General features: G+C 72.2%; 13 protein-coding genes. 6 read left to right on the top strand and 7 right to left on the bottom strand.

Features of this window, described 5'->3' with window-relative positions; translation table 11 throughout:
- Positions 1 to 61: 61 nt before the first annotated feature.
- Positions 62 to 592, bottom strand: a complete 531-nt coding sequence (locus tag FV234_RS24050; protein WP_147832134.1) for a TspO/MBR family protein — start codon at positions 590 to 592, stop codon at positions 62 to 64.
- Between the two features lie 370 nt (positions 593 to 962).
- Between FV234_RS24050 and FV234_RS24045 the strand changes: the two genes are divergently transcribed.
- The 3 genes from FV234_RS24045 to FV234_RS24035 all read left to right on the top strand — a co-directional run bounded on the left by FV234_RS24045 (position 963) and on the right by FV234_RS24035 (position 3,460).
- The gene (locus FV234_RS24045) at positions 963 to 2,159 is read left to right on the top strand and encodes a PLP-dependent aspartate aminotransferase family protein (protein ID WP_147765165.1); all 1,197 of its coding nucleotides are present in this window, start codon (positions 963 to 965) and stop codon (positions 2,157 to 2,159) included.
- Positions 2,160 to 2,267: 108 nt separating this feature from the next.
- A complete protein-coding gene (locus FV234_RS24040) occupies positions 2,268 to 2,762 on the top strand; it encodes a hypothetical protein (protein ID WP_147754071.1) in 495 nt (164 codons plus the stop codon).
- Between the two features lie 8 nt (positions 2,763 to 2,770).
- Entirely contained in the window at positions 2,771 to 3,460 is a 690-nt protein-coding gene (locus FV234_RS24035) for a haloacid dehalogenase type II (RefSeq protein WP_147765166.1), read from the top strand.
- Between the two features lie 36 nt (positions 3,461 to 3,496).
- Here the strand turns inward: FV234_RS24035 and FV234_RS24030 are convergent, their stop codons facing one another.
- The 4 genes from FV234_RS24030 to FV234_RS24015 form a co-directional block, all read right to left on the bottom strand.
- On the bottom strand, positions 3,497 to 5,254 hold the full coding sequence (locus FV234_RS24030) for a carbamoyltransferase C-terminal domain-containing protein (RefSeq protein WP_147765167.1): 1,758 nt from the start codon (positions 5,252 to 5,254) through the stop codon (positions 3,497 to 3,499).
- 44 nt (positions 5,255 to 5,298) lie between these two features.
- Positions 5,299 to 5,502, bottom strand: coding sequence for a hypothetical protein (locus FV234_RS24025; RefSeq protein ID WP_147754068.1), 204 nt, complete (start codon positions 5,500 to 5,502; stop codon positions 5,299 to 5,301).
- Between the two features lie 187 nt (positions 5,503 to 5,689).
- A complete protein-coding gene (locus FV234_RS24020; RefSeq protein WP_147765168.1) occupies positions 5,690 to 5,923 on the bottom strand; it encodes a hypothetical protein in 234 nt (77 codons plus the stop codon).
- 469 nt (positions 5,924 to 6,392) lie between these two features.
- Complete coding sequence (locus FV234_RS24015; protein ID WP_187273796.1) at positions 6,393 to 6,896, bottom strand: AraC family transcriptional regulator; 504 nt, start codon at positions 6,894 to 6,896, stop codon at positions 6,393 to 6,395.
- 221 nt (positions 6,897 to 7,117) lie between these two features.
- Between FV234_RS24015 and FV234_RS24010 the strand changes: the two genes are divergently transcribed.
- Entirely contained in the window at positions 7,118 to 7,312 is a 195-nt protein-coding gene (locus FV234_RS24010; RefSeq protein WP_147832130.1) for a hypothetical protein, read from the top strand.
- Between the two features lie 303 nt (positions 7,313 to 7,615).
- Here FV234_RS24010 and FV234_RS24005 read toward each other — a convergent pair whose 3' ends face one another.
- Entirely contained in the window at positions 7,616 to 8,500 is an 885-nt protein-coding gene (locus tag FV234_RS24005; protein WP_147754064.1) for a TIGR01459 family HAD-type hydrolase, read from the bottom strand.
- A gap of 125 nt (positions 8,501 to 8,625) precedes the next feature.
- Between FV234_RS24005 and FV234_RS24000 the strand changes: the two genes are divergently transcribed.
- Positions 8,626 to 8,877: a UPF0175 family protein gene (locus FV234_RS24000; RefSeq protein WP_246686295.1), complete on the top strand. Its 252-nt coding sequence runs from the start codon at positions 8,626 to 8,628 to the stop codon at positions 8,875 to 8,877.
- Between the two features lie 312 nt (positions 8,878 to 9,189).
- The gene (locus FV234_RS27130; protein ID WP_348643095.1) at positions 9,190 to 9,363 is read left to right on the top strand and encodes a DUF3368 domain-containing protein; all 174 of its coding nucleotides are present in this window, start codon (positions 9,190 to 9,192) and stop codon (positions 9,361 to 9,363) included.
- Between the two features lie 3 nt (positions 9,364 to 9,366).
- Here FV234_RS27130 and FV234_RS23990 read toward each other — a convergent pair.
- On the bottom strand, positions 9,367 to 10,247 hold an 881-nt coding region (locus FV234_RS23990; protein WP_147832128.1), incomplete at its 5' end, for an EAL domain-containing protein.

Here is a 10,247-nt window from a genome sequence, read left to right as displayed (position 1 = left end):
AGGGGAGCCAGACGGGGGCGGGATCAGCGTGTTTTCCGGGAGCCCCCGCAGCGAGTCCCGGTCAGTTCAGCCGCCAGATCGCCGCGTTGAGCAGGCTCGCGAAGGCGACCCACGCGGCGTAGGGCACCAGCAGCCACGCCGCGATCCGGTCGACGCGCCAGCTCAGCTTGATCGTCCACAGCACCATCACGAGGAGGGCTAGCACCACCACGAGACCGGCTCCGAGGGCGTAACGCGTGAAGAACACCGGCGTCCAGGCGGCGTTGAGCGCGAGCTGCACGCCGAACGCCACGAGCGCCAGCCGCCAGCCCCCTTGCGCCGGCCCGGTGGCCGGTCGTGCGCCCAGCAGGCGCCAGAGCGAGACCACCATCATCACGTCGAGAATCGTCCAGGCGATCGGGAAGGCAGCGTTCGGCGGGTTGAAGGACGGCTTGACGAGGCCCGCATACCATCCCCCGATCTCGGACCCGGTCGCCAGCCCGCCGATCAGCGAGGTCGCCCCCACCGGCAGGATCGCGGCGGGCAGCCGCAGCCGCCAGGGCAGGGTCGGCCGCGTCGGGACCTGCATCGGGGTGGCTTGGATGGGCGGCATACGGGGACCTCGTTGCGGATTCGGATCGCGATGTCGGTGTGGATCGTGTCAGGCGTGATGCCCCGACGCTAGGACGCGCGGCCGCCACACCCAGAACGCGCGGTCGCGGGAGATGGCAACTCCGATCGGCCCGACCCCTCGCCGTCATCCCGGGGCTGCGCAGCAAAGCCCGGGATTCAGTGCCGCCGACGGCTTCAGCTGAAGCACGACCTGCGGTTCTGGATTCCGGGCACGCCCTCGGCGACCCGGAATGACGGTGACAACCTCGCATAAGGCTTCGCGTCGAAACATCTGCCGTATCCCGGGACGTGGAGGCGCGCGGACACGCCAGCGATGACGCTGGCGGCGCGATGCGCTATCGGACGCCGCCATGACCCTGCCCGTCGACACCCAGCCCGAACCGGACGCTCCGCAGCCCCCCACCTGGTCGAAGCGCACGCTCGCCGCGCAGGCGATGGGGCACGTCGACCCGGTGACCCGCGCGGTGGTGGCGCCGCTGCACGTGTCGACCACCTTCATCCGCGACCCCGACAACGGCTATTCCTCCGGCTTCTCCTACGCGCGGCCCGACAACGCGACCGTGCGCGAGGCGGAGGCCGTGCTGGCGATGCTGGAGGAGGCGCCGGCCGCGATGCTGTTCGGCTCCGGCATGGCGGCGGCGACCGCGGTGTTCGGCGCGCTGGAGCCCGGCGACCACGTGGTCGCGCCGGCGGTGATGTACTGGGCGCTGAAGCGCTGGCTGCGTGAGGAGGCGCCGCGGCGGCGGCTCGACCTCGACTTCGTTGCCATGGACGACCTCGACGCCCTGCGGCGGGCGATGCGGCCGGGGCGGACGAAGCTCGTCTGGATCGAGACCCCCGGCAACCCGCTCTGGACGGTGACCGACATCGCCGCCGCGGCCGAGATCGCGCATGCGGCGGGTGCGCGGCTCGCGGTCGACTCCACCGTCGCCTCGCCGTTCCACACCCGGCCGCTGCGCCTCGGCGCCGACCTCGTCATGCATTCCGGCACCAAGATCCTGAACGGCCATTCCGACGTCGTCGCCGGCGTCCTAGCCACCGCCGCGCAGGACGCCGCCTGGACCCGGATCGGTTCGATCCGCGCCGGCGGCGGCGCGATCCTCGGGCCGTTCGAGGCCTACCTCCTGATGCGGAGCCTGCGCACTTTTCCCTTGCGTGCCGCCGCGCAATCCGCCGGCGCCCTCGACCTCGCTGCCCGCTTCGCCCAGCACCCGCACGTCGAGCGGGTGCTGTATCCGGGCCTGCCCGACGACCCGGGCCACGCGGTCGCCGCGCGGCAGATGGAGCAGGGGTTCGGGGCGATGCTGTCGATCCGGGTCGCCGGGGGCGAGGCGGCGGCGATCGCCACCGCCGCGCAGGTGCGCCTGTGGAAGCGGGCGACCTCGCTCGGCGGCGTCGAAAGCCTGATCGAGCACCGCGCCTCCGTCGAGGGGCCGGGCACCCCGTGCCCGCCCGACCTGCTGCGACTCTCCACCGGTCTCGAGGACCCGGACGACCTGTTCGCCGACCTCGCCGCGGCGCTGCGGGCCGCGCATCCGGGAGCGTGAGCGGCTCCCTGTGGAATCATTTCTGGTCCGGCGGGACCCCCGGGCCGGCTGCGCGTTGTGCCTGACACCTTCGGGGCGCGTTCCACGCCGAGAGATCAAGAGCGGACCATGACGACACGCATCCTTGCCGGCGCCGCGCTCACCGGGGCCCTGGCGCTCGCCCTCCTCGCCGCCCCGGCGGCCTCGACCCGGGCGCTCGCCGACACGGTGCCGAGCCTCGACATCACGAAGACCTGCCAGTCGGCGAGCCGCGCCAACAGCGGCGTCAGCGACCAGGCCAACGTCGACGGCTGCCTGCGCTCCGAGCGGGACGCGAAGAAGGAGGCCGAGCGCCGCTGGGGCGACTACACGCCCTCGGCCAAGCGCCAGTGCGAGGACCAGTACAAGGCCGGCGGCTACCCGTCCTACGTCGAGATGGTGACCTGCCTCGAGCTCGCCAGCGGCACCGTGCCGACCCAGCCGAATTCCGGTGGCACCGCCACAGGCGGCCCCGGCGCGCCGGGCGCCAAGGCGGCCCCGCAGGAATCGGGCAGCCGCAACCTCACCCGCGAGCCGGCCGCGAACCAGCGCACCAACCCGATAGAGGTGCTGGACAAGAAGTAGGGGCCCGGATGTCAGCCACTTCGAAACTCGGAAGTCCTCTGCTCGAAGGCCGCACGGCGGTGGTGTTCGACGCCTACGGCACGTTGTTCGACGTGCACTCGGCGGTGCAGCGCCACGCCGACGCGGTCGGGCCGGACGCCGCGCGTTTGTCTGAGCTGTGGCGGACCAAGCAGGTCGAGTACAGCTGGAACCTGTCGCTGATCGGGCGCTACGTCCCGTTCTGGCAGCTCACCGAGCGGGCGCTGGATTTCGCCCTGGCCAGCCACGCGAGCGTCGACCCTGCCCTACGCGACACGTTGCTCGACGCCTACCGCGACCTCGACGCCTACGCCGAAGTGCCGGGCGTGCTGGAGCGGCTGCGGGAGCGCGGTCTCACCACCGCGCTCCTCTCCAACGGCGACGCGGCCATGCTCGGCCGCTCGGTCGATGCCGCCGGCATCCGGCCGCACCTCGACACGGTGCTCTCGGTCGACGCAGCCCAGGTGTTCAAGACGCACCCGCGCGCCTACGCCGTCGTCGGCGAGGCGCTCGGCGTGAGCCCGGAGGCGGTGCTGTTCTGCTCTTCGAACCGCTGGGACGTGGCCGGCGCCACCGCCTTCGGCTTCGCCTGCGCCTGGATCAACCGCGGCGCCAAGCCCGACGAGTACGCCGACCTGGCGCCGGTGGCGGTGCTGACGGATCTCGAAGGGTTGTTCTGAAGGGGGGGCGGCGCCTCCGGCACCTCTACGAACCGCTCATTTCACCACGATCCAATCCTCCACCACCAGGGCGTCAAGGCCGGTGGTGTAGAACATCAGGATCGCGTCTTCCGCCGTGTGAAGGATCGGCTTGCCCATCACGTTGAAGCTGGTGTTGAGCAGGATCGGGACGTTCGTGATCTCGGCAAAGGCCGCGATCAGCGCGGCGTAGGCCGGGTTGCGCTCCGGCGTCACGCTCTGGAGCCGGCCGGTGCCGTCGGCGTGCACCACCGCCGGGACCTGGTCGCGCTTGGATTCGCGCCACACCAGGGTGCGCTCCATGTACGGGCTGTCGGCGTAGGCCTCGAACCAGTCGGGGCCGGCCTCGGCCAGGATCGAGGGCGCGAAGGGGCGGAAGGCCTCGCGGTACTTCACCTTGGCGTTGAGTGCGTCCTTGGCGCCCTCCGGCCGCGGGTCGGCGAGAATCGAGCGGTTGCCGAGCGAGCGCGGGCCGAACTCGGCCCGGCCCTGGACCCAGCCGACGAGGCCGCCGGCCGCCAGGATCTTCGCCGCCTCCCGCGTCGCCGCCGCGTGGCCGACGCGTCGCGCGCTTGGCTCCCACTCCGCCAGCCGCTCCATCGGCGCGGTCGAAACGTGCGAGCCGAGGTAGGGGGTGAGCGGGCGGGTCTCGGGCGCCGGCCCGGTCCAGTCCGGGTTGTCGGCGGCGTAGGCGAGCCAAGCCGCACCGATCGCGTTGCCGTCGTCGCCCGGCGCGGACGGGACGTGAAGCCGGCAAAATTCCGAACGTTCGAGCACCCGGCCGTTGTAGGACGAGTTGAGGCCGCAGCCGCCCGCGATCACCAGGTTCTCGTGCGGGCTCAGGACCCAGGCCTCGGCGACGAGGACGTCCATCAACTCCGAAAACACGTCCTGGCCGCTCTTGGCGAGATCGGCCCAGCCGGCCTCGCCGAGGTCGGCCGGGCGGCGGCTCAGGATCGTCGCGACGACATCGCGCACGGTGGCGTCGTCGGAGAACTTCAGGCGGCCGTTCTCGGCCGAGAACAGGCGGCGGAGCTGCGCGACGAGGCCCGGATCGGTGCGGCCGTAGGGCGCGAGCCCCATGATCTTCCATTCCTCGCCCTTGAGCTGGTCGAAGCCGGCCAGGTCCGTGACGAGCCCGTAGAGGAAGCCGACCGAGCCGCGACCGCGGTGGCGCCGCACCTCGGCGATGCGGCCCGTCTCCATCCGGTAGAGCGCCGCCGCCCCGGTCTCGCCCATGCCGTCGACGATCACCGCCGTCGCGTCCGAGAACGGGCTGCCCCACAGGGCGTAGGCCGCGTGGGTAAGGTGGTGGGGGAAGCGGTCCTGCCGCACGATCCGCGCCCGCGGGTCGCCGCCGCGGCTCCGCGTCTCCTGGTCGAGCGCCAGCAGGGTGCCGTAGCCGGCACGCGCCTGGGCGATCGCCATCTCGGCGACGAAGATGCGCTCGGCGCGCTCGGGCACGAACGAGCGGTTGAGCGTCGGCGGGTGCCGGCTCAAGGCGTCGAGGGTGAAGGCGCCGCCGCGGCCCTGCCCCTCCAGGAACTCGGTGAATTGCTGCCCCCAGGTCGAGGCGACGACGAGCTCGGAGCCCTGCGGCACGAATTCGGCGAGCAGCCCGACCATGCGGGTGGCCGGGTCGGGCTCGCAGTTCGGGGCGCGCTTGTATTGCAGGAACCGCTCGGCGCCCTCGGCGAAGAGGACGGTGCCGTCGGGCCCGATCAGCGCGAGCGCAGGGTCGTGGAAGGTGGTGGCGAGGCCGAGATAATACCGCATCGCCGACCGGGTTAACGCCGCGGCGCCCACCCGGCAACCGCCGCTCAGGCGCGGGGCGCCCGCTCCAGGCGGCGGGCGAGGCGGGTCGCGCCGTAGACCTCGCCGAGGCGCCGGCGGGCGGCGTGGATCGGGGGGGCGGTCCGCTCGGCGTGGGCGGCGGCGATCACCCGCAGGGTCGCGGCGACGGAGCGCTCCAGGCGCTGCTCGTCCTGCGCCGTCACGGCGCGAGCCTTCACGGTTTCGATCATCGGGATGCCCCTTCTGGTCCTGCCTTCGTCCGGGCGGCGACCGTCGGCGACAGCATCCGGGGCTGGCTGGGCCGCAAGATGGCAGCTTGGCCGTGGCACAGGCGAAGCCGATACCGGGTCGGCTCGAAGGCAGGTCCGAGCGTCGCGGGTCCCGCCGCGCCTGAGGACGCGGCGACCATCGAGGGGGCTAGGGCGTCGGGGGCGCCGACTGCGCACGCACGACCGCGCGGGCGACCTCGAGTACCGTCCGGCGGCCGGCGTCGCCCTCGATCGCGTCCCACAGGGTCAGCAGCTCCCGGGCCTCGGCGACCGGGCGGCCGTCGTCCTTGCCGTTCGCCAGGTCGTCGACGGTACACCGCAGGGCCGTCGCGATGCGCTTCAGCGTCTGAGCGGTGCGCTCGGACGGTGAGGTGTCGGTCATGCAGGGATCTCGATGCGGCATCGGCGTCACGGCGAGAGGCGGGAAGGGGCGGAGCGCGGGCGGCCGGCGGCGATCACGGCGCGGCGGCGTGCCCGCGTCTCGGCCCGCGTCCCTTTCTCCAGAGGATCGGGCCTACCGGCTTCGACGCGGACGTCGCGAAGCCCGCGGCACGCGTCGGCGGAAGGTGTCGTGGAGATGTCGAAGACGCGCATGACGGACGCCGAAGACTATCGTTTCGACGAAGGTGTGCCGATACTGGAAAATCGTTCGGTTCCGATAAAAAGCATTCGATCGAAAGCATAGGCCGGATCCAGATCTACGAAACGCTGCAGCCGTAATCAGATGTGTTGTTTGTCCGATTTTAAACTAGAAGTGTCAAATGTGCGCGATTTTTACACTTCTATTGCGCATTTTTCATATCGGCCGTGGAGCTCGGATCGCCGGTCTCACCGGAGGCTCATCCTGGGATTCAGGTCCGCCGGTCGGCGTCGCGCTGGGTCTCGGAGGGCGCGCGGCCGTACAACCGCCGGTATCGCTGCCCGAAATCGCTCATGTGGACGAAGACCCAGGGCACGGCGATCTCGGCGATCGAATGCATCGCGTTGTTGTCTGAGAGCAGATCTTGGTGGACCCTGCGCAGGCGGCTGTCGATGATGTACTGGACCGGCGTCTGCCCGACGGCCTGCCGGAACTTGTCCTGCAGCGAGCGGACGCTGAGGCCGGCCGCGGCGGCGATGTCGGCCAGCGTCAGCGGGGCGGACAGGTGCGCCTCGATGTAGTCGAGGGCCGCGCGGACCGTCCGGGCCGGCGCGTCCCGCGTCGCGTGCGGCACCGGCGTGTCGCGTTTCGGCCAGGCCGAGAGCAGCTGGTAGCTGAAGATCTCGCGGATCAAGGGAATGATCAGGTCGCCGTGTGGGTGCACGCCGGGGCTTTGCGCGTAGATCTGCCGTAGGGTGCAGAACAGGGCCTGCATGCCGGGGGCCGTCAGTTCGGCGACCGGGGCCGAGCGGCTGCAATCCGTCGCGGCTGCCGCCCGTGAGAGCTTCGTTGGCCGCCGCCAAGGCTTCGACGGAGATCGACGCGCTGAGGGCGCTGAAGCCGGCGGAGGCGCGGACCTCATGCAGGTCCTCGAATCCGACCAGCGTGGCGTGCGTCGGGGTGCCGAGGGCTTCGCCGGAGCGATCGCGATAGGTGATGCAGCCGTTCGTGACGAAGCGGATCGTCACCAGTTCGGCGTTGAACTTCGGTTTGGTGATGAAGCCGCTCGACGAAGTCGTCTCCCATAGGGAAAAGCTCGCGCTCTGGCTGCCGACGATCGTGATGTCGGGCATCACCGAGCGCATGATGTCGAAGTTGACCGCGATGCCGCCGCGATCGTTGAAGACCTGAAGCTGACGCGGCGATCCGAGGCGCGCGACGAAACGCTCCTGCGCACGCCACGCCGACGGGTCGCGCTGGGCCAGGCGCGTCATCGCGCAGGGCGTCCGGTCGACGGGCATGCGGCTCCGGCGACACCGGACGGCACGGCGGGCCCGATGCGGCGACGGGCGAACGATCGGAACGATGCGGCGTCGGACATCGCGGGCGGACCATCGGTTGCGGCGTCGGCGCCGGTCGGCCGGCACCGCGGATCATCGTTTAAGGGCAATCCGACGAAATTCCTAGGCGACGCCGATCGCCGAGACCTGCCGGCTACCAGGCGAGCCGTTCGATCACCGCGTCGGGCCGCACCGGCTGGCGCGAGAGCCAACCGGCGACGTCGCCGAGGCTGTGGTGGGCGGCCGTGACCCCGAGTTCCTCGGCATGGATCCCGCGGGCGACGAGCAGGCTGGCGATGCCGAAGCCATGCGCGCCGGCGATGTCGGTGCGGATCGCGTCGCCCACCGCCAGGACGCGGGCGGGGTCGGGCGCGGCGCCGTCGTCGAGGCCGGCGGCCATCGCCAAAGCCGCCTCGTAGACCGGCCGGTGCGGCTTGCCAGCATAGGTCACCGCCCCGCCGATCTCGGCATAGGCCTCGGCCAGCAGGCCGGCGCAGGGGATGAGCGAGCCGTCGCGCTCGACCACGAGGTCGGGGTTGGCGCAGATCATCGGTACGTCGCGGGCCTTCAGGGCGGCGAGCGTCGCGCGGTAATCCTCGGCCGTCTCGGTGGCGTCGTCGAACAGGCCGGTGTTGACCACGAGGTCGCAGGCCTCGGCCGGCACCAGCGTCAGGTCGAGCCCTTCGAAGATCGGGCCGTCGCGCTCGGGCCCGAGATGGTGGACCCGCGCGCCGGGCCGCTCGGCCAGCAGCGCCCGGGTCAGGTCGCCCGAGGTGAGGATCGCGTCGTAGGCGCCCCGCGGCACGCCGTAGCCGTCGAGGATGCGCTGCACGCCGGCCCAGGGGCGGGGTGCGTTGGAGACGAGCACGACCCGACGCGGGCGCGGCCCGAGCCGCTCGCGAAAGGCGATCAGCGCCGCGCCGGCGGCCGTGTGGGCGCGGGTGCCGTCGTGCAGCACGCCCCAGACGTCGCACAGGATCAGGTCGTAGGAATCCGCGATGCCGGACAGGCCGGACAGCGTCGGGATCGGATCGGGCATCGGCGGTCTCGGACGGATTTCTGGGGCGGTCGTCGGCCGGGTTAGGCGCCGTGGCCCGGGTTGGCAATCGCGGGCGCTTTGCGCGATCGGCGGTCCCGGCGTAGCCTCACGGGATGAACGTGACGGTGCCCATCCCCGACGACCTCGCCCGCCGCCTCGCGGCCGACGGCGGCGACCTCGGGCGCCGTGCGCTCGAGGCCTTCGCGGTCGAGGAGTTCCGCGCCGGCCGGCTGACCCAGGCCGAGCTCCGTGCCCTGCTCGGGTTCGGCACCCGCGCGGCGCTCGACGCCTTCCTCAAGGCCCGCGACGTGTTCGTCGCCTACGACGTGCCCGACCTCGACGCCGACCGCCGCGACCTCGACCGCCTCGGCCTTTAGATCCGTTGCGCGCCGTCGCAGATACCGGGCCGCTCCATTACCTCGTCCTGATCCGTCGGATCTCGGTGCTGCCGATCCTGCTGACCGGGGTCTCGATCCCCGAGACGGTGCGTCGGGAGTTGAGCCATCCCGAAGCGCCGGCCCTGGTGCGCGGCTGGATGTCGGCGCCTCCGCCCTGGCTCGCGATCGAGCCCGATCCGACCGGGTCGGACCCGTCGCTCGGGAGGCTGGATGCCGGCGAGCGCGAGGCGCTGCGCTTGGCCTCCGCTCTCTCGGCGGACCTGATCCTGATGGACGATCGCGCCGGCGTCGGTGCGGCGCGGTCCAGGGGGGGGCGCCGTCACCGGCACGCTCGGGATCATCGATTTGGCTGCGCGGCGCAGGCTTCTCTACGTGCGCGACGCCGTCGACCGGCTGCGGGCGACGAACTTCCGTTGCAGACCCACGCTCTTCGATGCCTTGATCGCCCGGCACCCCGAGCCCTGACGCTCAGCTCGCCCGGCGCAGGAACGCCCGGAACGGGCGGCGCTCGGGGGCCGGCTCGGGCGGGTCGTCCGGGGCAGGCGGCGCGGAGGGGACCGGCGGGGCCTGCGCGACGAGCACGTCGGCGCGCACCGGGCGCGGCAGCGCGAAGACCGGCCCTTGCCCGAACGGCACGTCGAGGTCGATCAGGTCGGGCACGTCGGATTCCGTGCCGACCTCCGTCGCGACCAGACGGATGCCGGCCCGCGCGAGCGCGGTGACCAGGTCCTCGATCGCGATGTCGGACAGGCTGCGCCGGGCGGGGCCGGGGCGCAGCAGCAGCTCGGCCGGCACCTTGACCTGGCCGACGCCGTAGCCGGCCAGCGCCGCCGCGTCGAAGCGCAGGTCGGTCGGCCGGTCGAGGGTGAAGCCGACCCGGCCCTTCAGCGCGGCGACGGCCCCGGCCTGCTCGGCGTCGAGGTTGCGCCAGCTCGCTTGCGGCAGGGCGACGACGAGGCGGCCGGCCAAGGCCGGCTCCGCCGCGACCAGCCGCGCGATCCCGCGCAGGAACCCGGGCTCGTAGAGCGAAAGCGGCGACAGGCCGTAGGCCACCGTGGCCTCGCTGCCGCGGCCGACGAGGTGGCGGGCGATGGTCGCGACCCGCTGCAGCATGCGCCGGTCGAGCTCGGTCGAGCGGCCGTGCCGCTCCAGCGCCGGCAGGAAGGCCTCGGGCGTCAGCACCACGCCGGCGAGCCTCAGACGCGCCAGGGCCTCGTAGGACGCGACCTTGCGCTGCGGCAGGGTCACCACCGGCTGGAGGTGGACTTCGAGCCCATCGCCGTCGAAGGCCGCGATCACCGCCTCGTCCTCGTTGGGGGCGTCGGCGGCGGCCTCGGAGGGAAACAGGG

This window comes from Methylobacterium sp. WL8 (assembly GCF_008040045.1).
Lineage (GTDB): Bacteria > Pseudomonadota > Alphaproteobacteria > Rhizobiales > Beijerinckiaceae > Methylobacterium > Methylobacterium cerastii.
The sequence above is the reverse complement of the archived record's forward strand: the minus strand, read 5'-3'. Positions and strand labels throughout refer to the sequence as shown.

Excerpts from the sequence above, each read along its gene's own strand:
- FV234_RS24050 (WP_147832134.1), bottom strand. The coding sequence starts at position 592 with ATGCCGCCCATCCAAGCCACCCCGATGCAGGTCCCGACGCGGCCGACC.
- FV234_RS24045 (WP_147765165.1), top strand. The coding sequence starts at position 963 with ATGACCCTGCCCGTCGACACCCAGCCCGAACCGGACGCTCCGCAGCCC.
- FV234_RS24040 (WP_147754071.1), top strand. The coding sequence starts at position 2,268 with ATGACGACACGCATCCTTGCCGGCGCCGCGCTCACCGGGGCCCTGGCG.
- FV234_RS24035 (WP_147765166.1), top strand. The coding sequence starts at position 2,771 with ATGTCAGCCACTTCGAAACTCGGAAGTCCTCTGCTCGAAGGCCGCACG.
- FV234_RS24030 (WP_147765167.1), bottom strand. The coding sequence starts at position 5,254 with ATGCGGTATTATCTCGGCCTCGCCACCACCTTCCACGACCCTGCGCTC.
- FV234_RS24025 (WP_147754068.1), bottom strand. The coding sequence starts at position 5,502 with ATGATCGAAACCGTGAAGGCTCGCGCCGTGACGGCGCAGGACGAGCAG.
- FV234_RS24020 (WP_147765168.1), bottom strand. The coding sequence starts at position 5,923 with ATGACCGACACCTCACCGTCCGAGCGCACCGCTCAGACGCTGAAGCGC.
- FV234_RS24015 (WP_187273796.1), bottom strand. The coding sequence starts at position 6,896 with ATGCAGGCCCTGTTCTGCACCCTACGGCAGATCTACGCGCAAAGCCCC.
- FV234_RS24010 (WP_147832130.1), top strand. The coding sequence starts at position 7,118 with ATGCAGCCGTTCGTGACGAAGCGGATCGTCACCAGTTCGGCGTTGAAC.
- FV234_RS24005 (WP_147754064.1), bottom strand. The coding sequence starts at position 8,500 with ATGCCCGATCCGATCCCGACGCTGTCCGGCCTGTCCGGCATCGCGGAT.